The organism is Verrucosispora sp. WMMA2121 (assembly GCF_027460185.1).
GTDB classification, from domain to species: domain Bacteria; phylum Actinomycetota; class Actinomycetes; order Mycobacteriales; family Micromonosporaceae; genus Micromonospora; species Micromonospora palythoicola.
Genome location: NZ_JAPZBH010000004.1, coordinates 903,291 through 920,240, shown reverse-complemented (window position 1 = coordinate 920,240; position 16,950 = coordinate 903,291). Strand labels below are relative to the sequence as shown.

16 protein-coding genes are annotated in these 16,950 nt (G+C 72.2%); 8 read left to right on the top strand and 8 right to left on the bottom strand.

From position 1 onward, the window contains the following. Positions 1-4 precede the first annotated feature (4 nt). From O7605_RS04945 to O7605_RS04930, 4 genes are all read left to right on the top strand, one after another. A complete protein-coding gene (locus O7605_RS04945; RefSeq protein ID WP_269738115.1) occupies positions 5-3,739 on the top strand; it encodes an SCO7613 C-terminal domain-containing membrane protein in 3,735 nt (1,244 codons plus the stop codon). Positions 3,740-4,024: 285 nt separating this feature from the next. Next, positions 4,025-4,906, top strand: a complete 882-nt coding sequence (locus O7605_RS04940) for a transposase family protein (RefSeq protein ID WP_269738114.1) — start codon at positions 4,025-4,027, stop codon at positions 4,904-4,906. 211 nt (positions 4,907-5,117) lie between these two features. Beyond that, positions 5,118-5,408 carry a 4a-hydroxytetrahydrobiopterin dehydratase gene (locus O7605_RS04935; RefSeq protein ID WP_164447688.1) on the top strand — a complete coding sequence of 97 codons (291 nt, stop codon included), beginning with the start codon at positions 5,118-5,120 and terminating at the stop codon, positions 5,406-5,408. Continuing rightward, the gene (locus tag O7605_RS04930) at positions 5,408-6,556 is read left to right on the top strand and encodes an FHA domain-containing protein (protein WP_269738113.1); all 1,149 of its coding nucleotides are present in this window, start codon (positions 5,408-5,410) and stop codon (positions 6,554-6,556) included. The genes O7605_RS04935 and O7605_RS04930 overlap by 1 nt, the downstream gene beginning before the upstream one ends. 50 nt (positions 6,557-6,606) lie before the next feature. Here the strand turns inward: O7605_RS04930 and rocD are convergent, their stop codons facing one another. The 6 genes from rocD to O7605_RS04900 all read right to left on the bottom strand — a co-directional run bounded on the left by rocD (position 6,607) and on the right by O7605_RS04900 (position 11,471). Beyond that, on the bottom strand, positions 6,607-7,821 hold the full coding sequence (rocD, locus tag O7605_RS04925; protein ID WP_269738112.1) for an ornithine--oxo-acid transaminase: 1,215 nt from the start codon (positions 7,819-7,821) through the stop codon (positions 6,607-6,609). Next, entirely contained in the window at positions 7,818-8,633 is an 816-nt protein-coding gene (gene ddaH, locus O7605_RS04920) for a dimethylargininase (protein WP_269738711.1), read from the bottom strand. Before ddaH ends, rocD begins: the two co-directional genes overlap by 4 nt. Positions 8,634-8,993: 360 nt before the next feature. Beyond that, positions 8,994-9,842: a thrombospondin gene (locus tag O7605_RS04915; protein WP_269738111.1), complete on the bottom strand. Its 849-nt coding sequence runs from the start codon at positions 9,840-9,842 to the stop codon at positions 8,994-8,996. A gap of 333 nt (positions 9,843-10,175) precedes the next feature. Beyond that, entirely contained in the window at positions 10,176-10,865 is a 690-nt protein-coding gene (locus O7605_RS04910) for an SDR family NAD(P)-dependent oxidoreductase (protein WP_269738110.1), read from the bottom strand. 85 nt (positions 10,866-10,950) lie between these two features. Continuing rightward, positions 10,951-11,256, bottom strand: coding sequence for a hypothetical protein (locus tag O7605_RS04905; RefSeq protein ID WP_269738109.1), 306 nt, complete (start codon positions 11,254-11,256; stop codon positions 10,951-10,953). Further along, entirely contained in the window at positions 11,253-11,471 is a 219-nt protein-coding gene (locus O7605_RS04900) for a hypothetical protein (protein WP_269738108.1), read from the bottom strand. Before O7605_RS04900 ends, O7605_RS04905 begins: the two co-directional genes overlap by 4 nt. A 196-nt stretch (positions 11,472-11,667) precedes the next feature. Between O7605_RS04900 and O7605_RS04895 the strand changes: the two genes are divergently transcribed. The 4 genes from O7605_RS04895 to O7605_RS04880 all read left to right on the top strand — a co-directional run bounded on the left by O7605_RS04895 (position 11,668) and on the right by O7605_RS04880 (position 15,853). Next, positions 11,668-12,555: a helix-turn-helix domain-containing protein gene (locus O7605_RS04895; protein WP_269738107.1), complete on the top strand. Its 888-nt coding sequence runs from the start codon at positions 11,668-11,670 to the stop codon at positions 12,553-12,555. Then, positions 12,548-12,745, top strand: a complete 198-nt coding sequence (locus O7605_RS04890; protein WP_269738106.1) for a DUF397 domain-containing protein — start codon at positions 12,548-12,550, stop codon at positions 12,743-12,745. Before O7605_RS04895 ends, O7605_RS04890 begins: the two co-directional genes overlap by 8 nt. A gap of 145 nt (positions 12,746-12,890) precedes the next feature. Next, positions 12,891-13,697, top strand: a complete 807-nt coding sequence (locus O7605_RS04885; RefSeq protein WP_269738105.1) for an Fpg/Nei family DNA glycosylase — start codon at positions 12,891-12,893, stop codon at positions 13,695-13,697. A gap of 374 nt (positions 13,698-14,071) precedes the next feature. After that, a complete protein-coding gene (locus O7605_RS04880; RefSeq protein ID WP_269738104.1) occupies positions 14,072-15,853 on the top strand; it encodes an AfsR/SARP family transcriptional regulator in 1,782 nt (593 codons plus the stop codon). Positions 15,854-15,904: 51 nt separating this feature from the next. On the opposite strand, the gene lepB is transcribed toward O7605_RS04880, so the two are convergent. After that, entirely contained in the window at positions 15,905-16,411 is a 507-nt protein-coding gene (gene lepB, locus O7605_RS04875; protein WP_269738103.1) for a signal peptidase I, read from the bottom strand. After that, positions 16,408-16,944 (bottom strand): MauE/DoxX family redox-associated membrane protein, encoded by a 537-nt coding sequence (locus O7605_RS04870; RefSeq protein ID WP_269738102.1) that lies wholly within the window; start codon positions 16,942-16,944, stop codon positions 16,408-16,410. The genes lepB and O7605_RS04870 overlap by 4 nt, the downstream gene beginning before the upstream one ends. Positions 16,945-16,950 lie beyond the last annotated feature (6 nt).

Genomic DNA, 16,950 nt, shown 5'->3' with positions numbered 1-16,950 from the left:
CGGCGTGGACAACGCCTACCCCTGCCCGGCCTGCGGAAGCCCGGCGAATCTGACCTCCGGCTGCACCGGCTGCGGCCCACCGCCGCACCAGGCCGCCGCCGAGGTGATCCGGCTCGACCGGGAGATCGTCGCGCTGGGCGGTGAGGTGCAGCGGGCCCGTCAGGCGTACGAGGGGTTGGTCGGGCGGCTGGACACCGTGCGGCGGCGGCGGGCCGAACTGGCCGCCGCGGTCCGGGCCGAGTTCCCGGTGTCCAGCACGCCGCCGGGCCACCGCGCCGTACCGGCCGTCGGCGGGCATCCGGCGACCGCTCCGGTGTCGACCGGTGGCCGGTCCGCGTCCGTCCCGGTGCGCCCGGGTGGCGCGGAGACGTCGACGCGGACGGTGCAGGGCCTGCTCTTCGTCCTGGGTGGACTGCTGCTCGGCACGGCGGCGACGGTCTTCACCGCGGTCGCCTGGGCGTCGGTCGGGGTGGCTGGTCGGGCAGCCATCCTGCTGGCGTTCACCGCCCTGCTGCTGGCGGTGCCGCTGATCGCACGTCGGCGGGGACTGCGCGGCACCGCCGAGACCTTCGCCGCCGTCGGGCTGCTGCTGGTACTGCTCGACGGATACGCCGCCTGGTCGGTCGACCTGTTCGGGGTGACCGCCTGGCCGGGCAGCCGGTACGCCGCCCTGGTGGTGGCGATCAGCGCGGCGGTGACGGTCGGTTACGCCCGGATCAGCCGCCTGGCCGTGCCGTGGTTCGCCGCGCTGCTGGTCGTTCAGCCGCTGTTGCCGCTGCTGGCTGCCGAGTTCCGTCCGGAACCGGCCGGGTGGGCGGTGGTCTTCGTCGGGGTGGCACTGGTCGACCTGGCGGTGGTCGTCGCGCTGCGGCGGCGGGCCGGTGTCGTCGCGGACGAGGGGGCCGCGACGACACCGGCGGTGCGGCTGGCCGGGACGCTCCTGGCCTGGGCCTGGTTCGCCGGCTGGTTGCTACTCGCCGCGGGCTGCGCATTGGTGCCCCTGCTGGTCGGTCGGGCGGCCGGGGTACCGCTGCTGGCCGGCGGGCCGATGCTGCTGGTGGCACTCACCGCCTTCGGCGCGGCGTTGCTGGCCGGTGGCGGGTCGGTACAGGCGCTGGCGGCCGGCGCGCTGGTGCCGGTGCTGGCCGCTGCGGTGGTCCGCCCGGTGGTGGAGCTATGCGCCTCGGTGTGGCTGCTGGTGGCAGCGCTGGTCGCGGCCGGACTGGCCGGTGCGGTACGGCTGCTCCCGCCCGACTGGCGGCCCGGTCCACGCGTGGGTGCCTTGCTGGTGGCCGGCGGTGGCGGGCTGCTGGCGACGTTGGCGGGCCTGCTGCTGGCGGGTGCCGCCGTGGGTCGGTCGTTGCCGCCGTGGCGGGGCGCCACGGCGGGCCCGTTGTTCGCCTGGGGCTGGCAGCTGCCGGTGGCGGTGGCGCTGACCTCGGTGGCGGTGGCGGTGCTGCTGCCCCGGGCGGTGCAGTCGGCGGTGCTGACGAGCGGTCTCGCCGCGACCACGTTCGCCGTGCCGGTGGCCTGGGCCGCGCCGTGGCCGGCGGTGGTCGCGATCGACCTCGGGGTCGGGGTGGTGTTGCTGTTCGCGGCGGTGGTCCGCCCGACGCTGCCCACCGTCGCGGCGCTCACCTCGGCCTCGGCCGGTGCGGCACTGCTCGGGCACGGGCTGCTGGTCGGGCTGGCCGACCCGATCGGTGCCGGTAGCGCCTGCGCGGTGGTCCTGGCCGTCGGCCTCGGCGTGGCGGTCGCCGGCCGGGGCGGTGACCCGGTGCGGCGGACGGTGGCTGGTTGCGGGCTGGCTGCCGCGGTGCTCGTGGTACCGGCGGCGGCGGCGATCGCGCTGATCGGCGTCGGTGCCCCGCCGTGGTGGCAGGCTCGGGGCGCGCTGGCCGCCGTCGCGCTGCCGGCGGTGGCGCTGCTCGCGCTGCGTCGGTCCTGGCCCGAACTGGCCGGGTACGCCTCGACCGGGCTTGCCGTGGTGGCCGTGCTGACCGGCCTGTCGCCCCTGGCCGTGCCGGGTGCGGAGCAGGTGACGGTGTACGCGGCGGTGGCGACGTCGCTTGTCGCGCTCGCCGGATTCCGGGCTGGCCCGGCGGGGCTGTTGCCGGTGGCCGGGCTGGTGCTGGCCACGGTGGCGACGGTGGCGGCCCTACCGATGGTGCTGTCCGCCCTGCTGACGCCGTACGGGCCGCCGTCCGCACCGTGGTCCGGTGCGCCAGCGACCCGGGCGGCATCGGACGCCCTGCCGGTCGGCCTGACCATGGCACTGCTGGCGTTGGCGGCGGCGCTGGCCGTCTGGCCGGCCTCGCGCCCCCGCCCCGAGACGCGGCCAGTCGACGCCGCGCGGGCCGCGGGGCCCGGCGCGCAGCCGGGTGCCGTGGGTGGCGCTGCGGGTGTCGGCGCTGGTCCGGGTGGCCGTGACAGTGGCGACGACGCACGCGTCGCCGGTGGCAGTGGCGACGACGCACGCGTCGCCGGTGACAGGGGCGCTGGTACCGATGGTTGGCGGGTGGCCGGTGCGGTGCTGCCCTTCGTGGCCGCGGCCGGTCCGGTGCTGCTGGTCGCCGCCGCCACGCCGTGGCCGGTGGTGCCGGCGGTGGCGCTGCTCGGCGGGGTGGCTCTGCTGCTGACCGTCGCGCTGTCCCGCCCGGGCGGACGGTTCGGTGCGGTGGCCCTGCCGGTCGGTCTGGTGCTGGCGGTCGCCGGACTGCTCAACCTGCACGCCACCCGGGCGGGCACCCTGGGCGCGCTGGGACTGCTGGTGGTGGCGGCCACGGTCGTCGGCGTGGCCGCGCGTGGGGTGCCGGTACGCGTACTCGGCTGGCTGGTGGCGGTGGCGGCGGCGACCGGGTTCGCGGTCACCGCACCGCTGGCCGGCGGGCAGCCGCCGCGGGTGGCGGCGTTCGCGGTGCTCGGTGTCGCCGCGCTCACCCTCGCGCTCGCCGCGACGCTGCCGTCGAGCCGGTGGAGCCCGCCGCGACCGGCAGGGCCTCCACCGACCGTTGCGCCGACGGCGGGAACCACCCGAACGGCGTTCGGGACCTCCGCCGCCCCCGCAGCGGGGGTGCTGCTGGGCCGGGTGCTGGACGTCGCCGCGCAGGCGGTGGCGCTGCTCGCGCTGCTGCTCACCGTTGGCGCACTCCGGCACGCCGCGACGATCTGCGTGCTGTGGGGCGTGGCGACGGGGGTCCGGCTGTTGCGTCGGGACGAGTCGATCGAGCGACGCTGGGTCTTCGCCGGTATCGGCGGGGGCAGCGAACTGCTGGCCGTCTGGCTGCTGCTGGCGGCCGGCGGGGTCAGCGTGCTGGAGGCGTACACGGTGCCGCTGGCGGCGGTGGCGCTGGGCGCCGGTGCGGTGGGGCTGCGTACCCGGCCGGGACTGAACAGTTGGCTCGCGCTCGGCCCGGGCCTGGCCGCCCTGCTGCTGCCCAGCCTGACCGCCGTGCTGTTCGGCGCCGACCCGGACCCCTGGCGGCGACTGCTGCTCGGCGCCGCCGCGCTCGCCGCGACGTTGCTCGGTGCGGTCCGCCGCTGGCAGGCGCCGGTGCTGCTCGGCGCGGGCACGCTGAGCCTGTTGGCCCTGTACGAGCTGGTGCGCAGCTGGGACCTGCTGCCCCGGTGGGCCTTTCTGGCCGCCGCCGGGCTGGCGCTGATCGGCCTGGCCACCACCTACGAACGTCGCCGTCGGGACCTGCTCCGACTGCGATCCGCCGTCAGCCGGATGAGCTGACGGCCGGCCCCACGACCACCCTCGGGGCCAGCGTCTGCCCAACATCGCCACGGACCACGCCGAGGGCGACATCATCGGGGATTCTGCTGTGTCAGACGGCGGCGGAGGCGACAACATCCCTGAGGTAGTTCCATCCTGAATCCGCTGGTCAGTAGGTCTTGACCGTTGGGCGGTGGTGGGTGATTGAGCAGGTCCACGAAGAGATGATCTCCGGGTTGATCGTTTGCCCGGCACCAGCGTGGCCTGCATGACATACAGGTGAGCCCTCGGCCAGGGTGTTCGGTCGTGACACACAAAAACCCGCCGGCCGAGGGCTCGCCGCTTGTCTACCAGTCCCGTCTGCCGCTGTCCACGAAGACACTGACCACGGTCACCACCGCCATCCGCCGTCACCGAGCCCAGGTGCGCTCACGATGGCGCAAGCTACCCGACCACAGCGCAGCAGCGATCGTCCTCGCAGTGCTGCGTCACGACCAACGCCCGGTCGACCTGGCCGCCGCCAATGGCATCTCCGCCAACACCGTCCGCCGCTGGGTCAACCAGGTGATCACCACCCTCGCCGCCCAGATGCCCCGACTGTCCCGGATCCTGCGCCGCGCCCGCCACCACACACAGGTGGTCCTGCTCGACGGCACCCTGATCCCCGTCCAACGCCCCCGCGACCGACGCCGCCGCCACGCCCACTACAACGGCAAACACAAAACCTTCGGCCTGACAGTGCTCGCCATCACCGACCTGACCGGAAACCTGCTGTGGATCTCCGCCGCCTACCCCGGCCGCACCGCCGAGATCACCGCAGCCCGCCGACACCGCATCCCCGCCCACCTACGCCACCACGACCTGGCCGCCATCTGCGACCTCGGCTTCACCAACCTCGACGACCAACCCGGCCCCTACCCCGGCCTACGACCACGCCGCCAACCCCCCGGCCGACCCGACGACCACCCCACCATCATCACCGGCCGCCGACCCGCCCGCGCCCACCCACTGACCCGCTACCAACACGCCGTCAACAACCTCATCGCAGGCGAACGCGCCACCAACGAACACGGCTTCGCCGACCTGAAGAACTGGCGCATCCTCCACCAACTACGCGGCAACCACCGCCACGCCACCACCCTGCTCCGCGCCCTCACCGTCCTGACCCAAAGCCACACCACCCGCTAACAACCCACCAAACGAGGCATGCCAAACGATCAACCAAAAGATCACCCACCCCGTAACCAGCCCACCCACCACCACCAACCCCACAGTCAAGACCCCCCTACCAGCCCAAACAGGATGGAACTACTTCCCTGATGTTGCCGCCTCCGATGAGTGATCGGGTGGGTGGGTCGCGGGTGGCGGTGGTGCCGGTCGGCACCGGTAGGGTCTGGCCATGGCAGAGGTGCTCACCGCCGAGGCGGTGCGAGACGAGCTGGGTGGGCTGGCGGGCTGGTCGGGAGACCCCGCCGGGATCACCCGAACCGTGGAGCTGGTCAGCTTCCTGGACGCCATCGCAGTGGTCGACCGGGTCGCCGCCACGGCAGAGGAACTGGACCACCACCCCGACATCGACATCCGGTGGCGCACGGTGACCTTCCGCTGCGTGACCCACTCGGTCGGCGGGGTCACCATGCGTGACATCCGACTGGCCCGGCGGATCGACGAGATCGTGGAGAGTGCCTGATGAGGTTCGAGATCAGCAAGGTGCTGGACGCCATCGAGGGTCGGGTCTGCACCGACCCGCAACTGGCCCGCGCGGTGCTCGACCTGGCGGAGATCATCCGCTACCAGGATCTCGACGGTGGGCGGCCGGCGAGTTCGCTGCGCCTCGGCATGGTCATCGATGCGCTGGCGCGCAGCCTGGAGGAGGACAGCGTTCCGGTCTACGCGGTCGTGCACCGCGGGATGCTCTCCGACGCCGACCTCACCTCCAACGAGCGGATGGTGGTGCGTCGGTGGGCCGACGACGGCCTGGTGGAGGTGCTCGACAACCCCGGTGACCGGATGCTGGAGGTGGCCGACCTGCTCGGCCTGCCGGTGCTCAGCCGGGTCCGCTTCGACGGCCTACGCGGGCGGTTTCCCTGGCTGGTGGAGCAGCCCGGCCGGGTCCTCGCCCCGGTGCCGGGTGCCGGCGGCCCGGTCTTCATCGCCCACGTCGGCGGCGGTCACACCCCGGTCGCCGGCCCGCCCTCACCGGCCGGTGTCAAGCTGCTCTCCCGTGAGTGGCGGTGCCCCGAGTCCGGCTGCACGCTGTTCGGCGGTGCCGGTGGCGGCGGAGCCTTCGCCGACCTGGCCCGGATCGACCGCGCGCCGACCGGGCAGCCGCCGCCGTCGCTGCGCAACGGCGTGCCCACCTGCCCCCGGCACGGTTCGCGGCTGCGGGATGCCGGGCCCCGGCCGCGCAGTGAGGTTCTCGCGGTACGCGTCGGTGGCCTGATCCGTCGTCGTTTCGTGCTCACCGAGGACCAGCCGGTGATGATCGGCCGGGCGCCGGAGGGCTCCGGCGGCATCATGCTCGGCCAGTGGCTCAACGACGAGGCGCGACGCTGGATCAGCCGCAACCACCTGCGGCTGGAGCTGCGCGGTGCGGACGTCGTGGCGACCGACGTCAGCACCAACGGTTCGGGCGTACGGCCGGGTGGCTCCCTGGCGGAGACGGACCGGCTGGCACTGGCCCCCCAGCAGTCCCGGGTGCTCGGCGCCGGTGACATGGTGGAGCTGTATCCCGGGGTACAGGTCGGCCGGCCGGACGAGTTCCCGGCGGGAGCGCCGTACAACCCGGACTCGGTGATGTCCGAGGCACCGACCATGGCGATGCGCCTGCCGCGCTGACGCCGGTGGCGCCGGGACCGTCGGCCCGGCGCCACCGGCGGTACGACAGCTCAGCCGGCCAGTACGGCGGTCAGCTGCGCCACCGCGTGGTCGATCTCCTCCTCGGTGATCACCAGCGGCGGCGCGAGCCGGATGGTCGAGCCGTGCGTGTCCTTGGCCAGCACCCCACGCTCCATCAGCCGTTCGCAGGCCTGTCGGCCGCTCATCAGCGCCGGGTCGATGTCCAGGCCGGCCCACAGACCTCGGCCGCGTACCGCGACCAGACCCTTGCCGATCAGGCCGCGCAGCCCGGCGTGCAGCCGCTCGCCGAGTGCGGCGGAGCGGCGCTGGAACTCGCCGGTCGCCAGCAGCCGGACCACCTCGGTCGCCACGGCGCAGGCGAGGGGGTTACCGCCGAAGGTGGAACCGTGCTGGCCGGGCTTGAGTACGCCGAGCACGTCCGCGTCGGCGGCCACCGCGGAGACCGGCACGATGCCTCCGCCGAGCGCCTTGCCCAGCAGGTACATGTCCGGCACGACGCCCTCCTGCTCGCAGGCGAACGTGGCGCCGGTACGGCCCAGGCCGGACTGGATCTCGTCGGCGATGAACAGCACATCGCGCTCGGTGCACAGCCGCCGTACGCCGGGCAGGTAGCCCTCGGGCGGCACCACCACGCCCTGCTCGCCCTGGATCGGCTCCAGCAGCACGGCGACGGTGTGCTCGTCGATCGCCTCGGTCAGCGCGGCCAGGTCGCCGTAGGGCACGATCCGGAAGCCCGGCGTGTACGGCCCGAAGTCGGCCCGGGCGTCGGAGTCGGTGGAGAAGCTGACGATCGTGGTCGTCCGCCCGTGGAAGTTGCCCTCCGCGACCACGATGTTCGCCTGGCCGGCCGGTACCCCCTTGACCTGGTAGCCCCACTTGCGGGCCACCTTGATGCCGGTCTCCACGGCCTCGGCCCCGGTGTTCATCGGCAGCACCAGATCCTTGCCGCACAGCGCCGCCAGTTCCCGGCAGAAGTCGGCGAACTGGTCGTGGATGAACGCCCGGCTGGTCAGCGTGAGCCTGTCGAGCTGGGCGTGTGCGGCGGCGACCAGCGTCGGATGCCGGTGACCGAAGTTCAGCGCCGAGTAGCCGGCCAGGCAGTCCAGGTAGCGGTTGCCGTCCACGTCGGTCACCCAGGCACCCTCGGCCGAGGTGATCACCACCGGCAGCGGGTGGTAGTTGTGCGCGGTGTGCCGCTCCGAGTCCTGCACCGCGGCGGGGGTCCGCAGCATGTCCTCGATCATCGGTCTGCCTTTCCCTGACGGAGTCGCAACGTGCAGCACTTCGGGCCACCGCCGGCCCGACGCAGCTCGGACAGGTCGACGCCGATCGTCTGGTAGCCCCGGTCGCGCAGCTTGGCGGCCAGGTCGGTGGCCTGCTCGGGCAGCACCACGTGCCGGCCGTCGCTGACCGCGTTGAGGCCGAGCACCTCCGCGTCGGCCATGGTGGCGTGCACCGCGTCCGGGAAGAGCCGGCGGAGCACGGCCTGGCTGCCCGGCGAGAACGCCTCGGGCAGGTACGCCACGGTCCGTTCGTCGAGCACGGTCAGCGCGGTGTCCAGGTGGTAGAAGCGGGGATCGACCAGCTGCATGGTGATCACCGGGTATCCGAAGACCTCCTGGAGCTGGGCGTGCGAGGCGTGCGCGGTGCGGAAACCGGTGCCGGCGAGCAGGTGGTCGCCGGCCAGCAGGACGTCGCCCTCGCCCTCGTTGACGTGCTTCGGGTCGTACATCTCGAAGCCGGCGGCCTCGAACCAGGCGCGGTACGCGGGGGCCTCGTCGGCGCGCTGCGGGTCGCGGAACTGCACCGCCATCGCCTTGCCGTCGATCACGGTGCCGCCGTTGGCGGCGAAGACCATGTCGGGCAGCCCCGGTACCGGTGCGATCTCCTCGACGGTGTGGCCCAGGCCGAGGTAGACCTGCCGCAGCCGCTCCCACTGCCGTACGGCGAGGTCGACGTCGACCGGTGCGGTCGGATCCATCCACGGGTTGATCGTGTAGTCGACGGCGAAGTACGTCGGCCGACACATCAGAAACCGTTGGCGGGTGGCGTCCATCGTCATCTGTCCTGCTCCAAGCCTCGGGCGCGCCCGGCCACCGTCGGCCCACGGGCTGGCGCCGTGGCTCAACGGTATGCGGGCAAGACCAGCAGGATCCACCGCGAACCCTTGCATTAAGCGGCAGATCATTGCGTTTGGCACCCGAGTGGTGCAGATTCATTGCGTATGGGTCGTGGCCCGACTCGCCGGGCGACCCACGTCAGGGCCCGAGCCTCCCCGGGCATACGTCAGGGGCGGCGATTCGCCGCCCCTGACGAGCGTGTGCGCCCGGCTGGTGAACCACCAGAACTGATCGGGCTACGGTCGGTTTCGCACCGTCCGGCACCGGTGAACCACCGGCGGGGCGAAAAGTGCCCGTTAGAGGCGGTCCACAAACTGTGAATCAAGCCACTCGCGGAAGCGGACCACGGTGTCCCCGTCGGTGGTCGGCCAGTCGTACTGACCGGTCATCGCGAGCACGCCCAGCACCACCGCTCCGAGCCCGAAGGCGATGCCCAGCAGCGCGTCGGACTTGCCGGCGATGTGCCGCCGGCGGGTGGCCATCAGTCCGAGTACGGCGAGCACCGCCCCGACCGCGCCCAGCGCGATGCCGTAACCGGCGAGGGCGCCGGTGAGCACGAACAGGACGCTGCCGACGCCGACGATCAGGCCGAGCGTGGCCAGCAGGCTGGCCCGGGGTCGCGGGCCGACGGGTGCCGGCGGTACGTCCCGATCGGTCTCGCCGTCGGGCGTCCGGTCATCCACGGTGCCGTCCCGCTCGACGGTGTCGGTGGTCCGGTCACGGTCGGCGCGCCGGTCCTCGTCGGCGATCCGGTCGCCCTCGGCGGTGCGGTGGCCGTCGACAGCGCGGTCGAGGCTCGTGGTGCGGTGGCCGTCCACGGTCCCGTCGCGGTCGGTGGTCTCGGTGGCGGCGCGGCCGCTCCGGCCACCGTGCACGGTGGAGCGGGCGGTGGCGGCCCGGGCCTCGGCGGCCCGCTCCGCGTCGGGCTGGGGAGTCGCCCGGTCGGTGTCCGGGCCGGCGCTCCGGTCGGTGGCAGCCCGCCCGGTGACGACGGTGTTGCCGGTCGGCGTTCGGCGCTGCTCGGTGCTGCCGTCGGTGCCGCCCGCGTCGGTGCGGGTGTCGGTGGCGACCGTCCCGGTCCGGCCCCGGTCGTCGTCCGTCGGTGCCGCCGATTCGTCCCGGCGCAACAGCGAAGGAAACTTCATGATCTTCACCTCCTGATCGATGCGTGGACGGCGGCATCAGCCCCGTATTCGCCAGCCACGCCACAACATCTCGGAGTTACCCACCCCCCACCCCGCCGACACCCCCACCCCGCCGCCCTGCCCCACCACCGCGCCGATCATGCAATTGTGGTCGCACGGAAGGCTGTCAATTGCGACAAATGGACAGCCATAACTGCATGATCGCCGGCGCGGGCGGCGCGGGCGGCGCGGGCGGCGCGGGCGGCGCGGGCGGCGCGGGCGGCGCGGGCGGCGCGGGCGGCGCGGGCGGCGTGGGGGGCGCGGGGTGGGGGTTGGGGTGGGTTTGTGGGTGGGTCAGTGGGGGCGGGTGAGGGGGGCCAGGGCTGCGGTGAGCAGGGCGAGGCGGCGGGGGCGGGAGACGCGGACCGGGCGGTTGCGGACGCAGTGCGCGAGGACTTCCACGGCCCGGTCGACCGGGAGCATCAGCGGTCGGAACGTGCCCTTGGCCAGCTTGGTGTCGACGAAGCCGAACCGCACGGTGGTCACGTGCACGCCGTGCCGGCGCAGGGCCGCCGAGAGACCCATCAGGTACGACGACAGTCCCGCCTTCGAACCGGCGTAGCCGGGTGCCTCGCCGGAGACCAGCCGGTCGGCCAGGCTGGAGATCCCGATCAGGTGCCCGTCGCCGGCGGCGAGCATCGTCGGCACCACCACGGCGGCGGTGCGTACCGCGCCCATCAGGTTGACCTCGAAGGTGCGTGTCTGCGCGTCCAGGTCGGCCGGGTCGACGGGTTCGCCGATGCCGGCGGCGTAGACGCACAGGTCCACCCCGCCGAGTTCGTCGATCGCCTTGCCCAGCACCTCGGGATAGTCGGGTGCGGTGACGTCGACGGTGTGGTGGGCGTACGTCGGGACGATTATCGGGTTGTCGCGCCGGGACAGCCCGGTGACCAGCCAGCCGTCGGCGAGCAGTCGGCGGGTGAACGCCAGTCCGATCCCGTCGCTGTTGCCGATCACCACCGCGCGGCGCATCCGATCCGTCACGACTCACCGCCCCATCGAGTCGACGTGCTGCCCGCCCGTGCCGACGGCCCGACCGGCAATTGAACCAGAATCCCGAGGACAGTCCCTACCGTCGAGTAGCGGTCCTCTGCCGGGCCTGCCGAGCGGCGGGGGAGTCGAGGGTTGCGCCGGGGCGGGGAGCGACCCGCCGGGGTGCGGGGCGGAGCAGGGTGACGCCGGCCCGGCGAAGGAACACCTCGCGGCGGGCGACGGCCTGACCTCGTTCGTCGAGCTGGTACCCGTCCAGCCAGAACCATCCGTCGTAGGTGGTCCAGCCCAGCTCGCGGATCACCCGGAACAGGATCGGACGGTGAAACTGCACGCTGGCGGACCGGGTCAGACGCAGCAGGTCACCGGCGTGGAGTGGGCTCACCGCAGCCAGCCGAGGAACCGGCGGTGCAGTGTGCCGGCGGTCGACCAGCTCAGGTCGTGGCTGGCGGAGACGAGGCAGGAACCCATGTAGAGCGCCAGGGACACGGGCGCCCGGTCGTACTCGGCGCGCAGCTCGATGCGGCGTCGGGCGCACGGCCAGGGTCGGCCGCATCCGGCGCAGCTCCAGGTGGGCAGTACTGGCCCGTGCGTGGTCATGGGAATCCTCTCGGGGACGCCATTGCCGGCCATTTCCGGTCCGGGGAAATTCTGTCCCAGGATGCATTCGGTCGCGTACCTTGCGCAATGCGTCGCTTCGCCAATAGCCTGACTTGAAATTGGTGCGCGATGAATGCGAGCGAATTAGTCGTGGCAGGGAACGGCGGATGTTGCACCAGGAGAGCGGTGATGTTGCATGACGGATGAAACAGTCGGTTCCACGGTGCCGCGACGTCAGCTCGGGCGGCTGCTCACCCAGCTCCGCGAGGACGCCGCCGTCACGCTCGACGCGGCGGCGCAGGCGCTTGACTGTTCGCGGCAGAAGATATGGCGCATCGAGAAGGGGCTGGTGCCGGTACGCGTGGTCGACGCCCGGGCCATGTGCGATCTCTATCGCGTCGCCGACGAGATGAGGGCGATCGTCGCCGGTCTCGCGAAGGAAACTCGTGCCAGGGGTTGGTGGCACTCCTACGGTGACGTGGTGCCGCCGTGGTTCTCGCTCTACGTCGGCCTGGAATCGTCAGCAGCGCTGATTCGACGGTACGACTCGGAGCTGATCCCCGGATTGCTCCAGACCCGGGAATACGCCACCGAACTCTTTCGCCGCAAGAACCCGACAATGACAGTTGACGAGCGGGAGAAACTGGTCGCGGTACGCCTCCAGCGTCAGCACATCCTGGTCCGCCGGCTGCCCAGCGCGCCCACGCTGAAGGTGGTGCTGAGCGAGGCCGTGCTGCGCCGCACCATCCCCGACCGGCGGGCGATGGTCGAGCAGTTGCGCCACCTGCTCGACGTGGCCGCGCTGCCGACCGTCTCGCTGCGGGTGCTGCCGCTGGCCGCCGGCCCGCCGCTGGCCAGCGAGACCGGCACGTTCGTCCTGCTGGACTTCCCGCGCCCGCTCGGCCGGGCGTCGACCGAGCCGACCACCGTCTACCTGGAGAACATCACCGGCGCGCTCTACCTCGACAAGCCGGCGGAGGTGACCGCCTTCGAGCACGTCTGGTCCGACCTGGAGACGCTCGCGCCGGATGCGGCAGAATCGGAGAAACTCGTCCAGACGATCATCGAGGAGCATCATGCCTGACCTTGCCGGTGCCGTCTGGCGCAAGAGCAGCCGCAGCGGCGGCAGCGGCGGCGACTGCGTCGAGGTGGCCGACAATCTGCCCGGCGTGGTGGCCGTCCGCGACAGCAAGGATCCGCACGGCCCGGTGCTCACCGTCGCCCCCGTCGCCTGGGCGGCCTTCGTCGCCGAGGTGCGACGCGGCACGCGCTGACAACCCGCGTGGCAGGTGCGGAAGCCGGTGGCCTGGCCCGCGCTGCCACGCGCGCCGTCGAGGGTCGCGACCGCGCGGGTGGTGGGCGCGGCGGACGCCGGCCGGCCGGAGACTGCTGCGCCAACCGCTGGCTACGCTTGGCGCCGTGCCAGAGGGACACACGATTCATCGCCTGGCGGCCCGGCATGCCGAGCTGTTCGCCGGGGACAAGGTGCACGCCGCCAGCCCGCAGGGCCGCTTCGCCGACGGTGCCGCCACGATCTCCGGCACGGTGCTGGACGGCACCGAGGCGTACGGCAAGCACCTGTTGCACCACTATGCCGATGAGCTGACGCTGCACGTGCACCTCGGCCTCTACGGCAAGGTCGCCGACGGTGCCGGTGAGCCGCCGGAGCCGGTCGGGCAGATCCGGCTCCGGCTGACGAGTGACCGGCACTGGCTCGACCTGCGCGGGCCGACCGCCTGTGAACTGCTCAGCCCGCCCGAGGTGGCCGCGCTCCGGGCGCGACTCGGACCGGATCCGCTGCGCGCCGACGCCGATCCGGAGCGGGCGTACGCCCGGATCTCGCGCAGCATGACGCCGCTCGCGGCGTTGCTGCTGGATCAGACGGTGGTGGCCGGCACCGGTTTGATCTTCGTGACCGAGGCGCTGTTCCGCGCCGGTCTGTCGCCGAGGCTGCCCGGTCGGGAATTGACCCGGGCCGGCTGGGAGGTGCTCTGGGCCGATCTGGTGGAACTGATGACGCTCGCGGTCGGCACCGGCCGGATCGACACCGTCCGCGCCGCCCACCTGCCCGAGGCGATGGATCGTCCGGCCCGCGTCGACCGGCACGGGGGAGAGGTCTACGTCTACCGCCGCCCCGGCCAGCCCTGTCACGTCTGCCGGACCCCGATCAGCCGAGGCACCATCACCGCCCGCAACCTCTACTGGTGCCCCACCTGCCAGTCCTGACCCGACCGGTGTGAATCTTGGTCCGGAATTGCCCTTTACGGGGCTGTCCTCCTCGGGCTCACACATGATCTTGAAACACCCACCCGGGAGGCTCCCGCAGGTCACCGTGTCCGTGTGTCAAGCAATTTCTGCTGCGATTGCGGAATGGCAGGCGGCGTCATACGCTCGTAACACGTCAGTGGTCGGTTTCGATGCCGCACATCATTGCTGCCGCATGCCAGCCAATCGAGCTGGGGCGACGACCACGAGTCCGATGACCTGAGACAGTGAGCAATCGGGGGCACTGAATGCGGGTTGGATTGAGAATTTTGGGCAGGGTCGTCATCGTGCACGACAACCGCTCGCTCACATTACGGGGAATCAAACCGAAGCAATTGCTCACAGCGCTCGCGCTGAACCAGAACACTCCCGTGTCGATGGACCGGATCGTCGACGCGCTCTGGCCGTTGGATCCGCCCGTGTCTGTGCGGGACAACGTCAGGACGTACGTCACCGGCCTCCGCCGACGACTGCACGGCGGTGACCCGGCGGTCGCCCTACTCGCGACCGAGGGCGGTTACCTGCTCAAGGTCCCGTCCGAACAGGTGGACGCCACGATGTTCGCGGCGCTCGTGACGAGCGCCCGCGAGAAGCGGGCGGCGGGCAAAGTCGACGACGCCGCAGCTGAACTCACCCAGGCCCTCCGGCTCTGGCGCGGATCCGCAGGTGAGGGGCTGCCACGCGAGAGTTGGTTGGGCAACGCGCTGCTGACTCTGGACGAGCAACGGATGCTCGTGGTGGAGGAGCGGGTCCGGCTGTGGTTGGAACTCGGACGGCATGCCGAGCTGGTGCCCGAGCTGATGGGTGAGTTGACCGGACGACCCCTGCGAGAGAGCCTCTGGCGCTACCTGATGTTGGCCCAGTACGGCTGCGGTGATACGGCGGAGGCACTGGCCAGCTACGAGAAGGCGCGCAAGGTGCTGACCGTGCAGCTCGGCGTCGAGCCGGGGCCGGCACTGGCCGACCTGCACCGGGCGATCCTCCGCCGCGACCCCGCCCTGCGCCGCCACGATCCGGAGCTGGTGGACGCCCCGGTACGCCGAGCGGACGGCTCACCGGTCGGCACGTTGCCGATTCCGCGACAGATCCCCGCGCCACCTGTCGACCTGGTCGACCGCCAACTGAACTCCCGCCGCATCGAGCAGGCCCTGCAGGGTGGCGCCCCGGGGCCGATCGTCGTTTCGGTGACCGGTCCTCCCGGCACCGGCAAGTCGGCACTGGCCCGGCGAGTGGCGCACACCGTCACGCACAGGTTCCCGGACGGTCAGCTCTATGTCGACCTGCGGGAGTTCGGGCAGCCGAGCGATCCGGCGGCCATGCTGACCGTGATCCGGGCTCTGTTGCGGGGGCTCGGCCTGGACCATCCGCCCTTCACCACCGTCTCCGAGGCGGCCGCCCTGCTCCGCAGCAGCATGGCCGGCAGGCGCATCCTCGTCCTGATCGACAATGCGGTGTCCGCCTGGCAGGTCGGATATCTCCTACCGGCCTATCCGGGTTCCGCCGCCATCATCACCAGCTGTCGGCTCCTGGACCTGGGGATCGTGAGCGAACGGGTCACTCTCGGCCCGCTACCACCGACCGACGGCATGGCGGTGCTGCGGAACTTCGTCGGTGACGAGCGGATCCGCGCCGAACCGGAGGCGGCCCGTAAGCTTCTCGACCTCTGTGACGGCGCTCCGCTAGCGCTCAAGGCGGTGGGCAGGCATCTGACGCGGCAGTCGCACAGCGCCCCGATCCAGCACCTGTACGACAGGGTCCGCTCCGATCCCAGAATCCTCGACGACCTGCGCTTCGACGGACAACGCTCGGCAGAACCGGTGGCCATCGCCCTCACCGAACTCCGGGCGGCGGAGTGCCACGCCAGCGCTGCCCTGATCGAGCTGAGTGCGCTCGGCAGGTGGCTCGAGGAGTTGGCGATCAGCACACTGACCGGGCCCGGGGCAGGCACCCGCATCGATCGCGGGGCCGTCGACACCCTGCTGGACTTTCATCTGGTCAGGCCGCAGGGAAGGGGTTTCGTCGTGCCCGACGTCGTCCGCCGGCAGACCCTGCTCGCGGCGACCGACCCGGCGACCGACGACCCGTCGGCCCGGATCGGCGGGCAGGAGGTCTGGTGATCGACGCGGCGTCTGCGCCCGCCGACCGGCTGGATGCCGGCCACTGACCGGTCACGAGCGGAGCGGCCGTGGCACACGGCGATGGCCTGCGGGGTGCCAAACGACGACGGCGCGGACCTCGTCCAGCGGCAGGAACCCGAAGCGACGGGAGTCGTCGCTTCGACCGGGGTTGTCCCCGAGTACGACGATGTGACCAGCCGGCACCCTGGCGCCGAGGGTGTTCAGCTCCGCCGGCACCGGCCCCCCGGGCACCGACGCGACCCGCTTGATGAGCCAACGCCGGCGCACGACGGCGTCGCCGGCGGGAACCGGACGACCGCCACCAGCGGGCCCGAGCGGAGAGTCGACGGTTCGCCACGGCGGCGGCTGTTCGATCACCACGATGCGGCCCGGAGTCAGAGACGTGGGGGACCGACGGACGGCGAGCACCAGGTCACCCTCGCGCAGTGTGGGCTGCATACTGGGGCCGACCACATGGACCATCACCAGTAGCCGGCGGGCCAGGGCCAGGAGACCGCCGACGACCACCAGGGTGCCGGGCAGCAGGATCAGAGTCATCGCCGCGATCCGTCCGCCGCTTGCGTCAACTCGGGCAGACGCTCACTGAGGATGACGGCGAGCGCCAGCACGATGGCCACGGCCACCGCTACGGCCACGGCGCCGGTGTCGAGCCGCGCCTGTCCGTCGGCGGTGACGAAGCCCGACACCACAACCGTGACCAGCAGGACGTTACGCAGCAGCTGCCGGCGCCCGACCGGTCGGGTCGATGAACCGAAGCACGGGCAGGACGCGGCGACCTGACGCCGGAGCACCAGGGCGATGGCCGCGGTGAACGCCGTCAGGAGGCCGCCGGCGAGGGCCAGGCCGGCCGGACGCCAGCCGGGCACCGCAAGCAGCAGCGGCACCGCGGCCTCGAGGGCGACCACGGCGACGGCCAGTGGACGCGCGACCGAGGCTGCCACGAGCCGCATCTCGCTCAGCCCGGTGACGAAGGAGCCGAAAGCCGCCGGACTGCGAACCTTGCTGATGAAGGACACTGCGAAGATCATCGCCAGCGCGCTGCTACAGGTGATGCTGATATACCCAGACATCAGATC

Coding starts and splice junctions, on each gene's coding strand:
- O7605_RS04935 (WP_164447688.1), top strand. CDS start 5,118: ATGGCAGAGGTGCTCACCGCCGAGGCGGTGCGAGACGAGCTGGGTGGG.
- O7605_RS04930 (WP_269738113.1), top strand. CDS start 5,408: ATGAGGTTCGAGATCAGCAAGGTGCTGGACGCCATCGAGGGTCGGGTC.
- rocD (WP_269738112.1), bottom strand. CDS start 7,821: ATGATCGAGGACATGCTGCGGACCCCCGCCGCGGTGCAGGACTCGGAG.
- ddaH (WP_269738711.1), bottom strand. CDS start 8,633: ATGGACGCCACCCGCCAACGGTTTCTGATGTGTCGGCCGACGTACTTC.
- O7605_RS04915 (WP_269738111.1), bottom strand. CDS start 9,842: ATGAAGTTTCCTTCGCTGTTGCGCCGGGACGAATCGGCGGCACCGACG.
- O7605_RS04900 (WP_269738108.1), bottom strand. CDS start 11,471: ATGACCACGCACGGGCCAGTACTGCCCACCTGGAGCTGCGCCGGATGC.
- O7605_RS04895 (WP_269738107.1), top strand. CDS start 11,668: ATGACGGATGAAACAGTCGGTTCCACGGTGCCGCGACGTCAGCTCGGG.
- O7605_RS04890 (WP_269738106.1), top strand. CDS start 12,548: ATGCCTGACCTTGCCGGTGCCGTCTGGCGCAAGAGCAGCCGCAGCGGC.
- lepB (WP_269738103.1), bottom strand. CDS start 16,411: ATGACTCTGATCCTGCTGCCCGGCACCCTGGTGGTCGTCGGCGGTCTC.
- O7605_RS04870 (WP_269738102.1), bottom strand. CDS start 16,944: ATGTCTGGGTATATCAGCATCACCTGTAGCAGCGCGCTGGCGATGATC.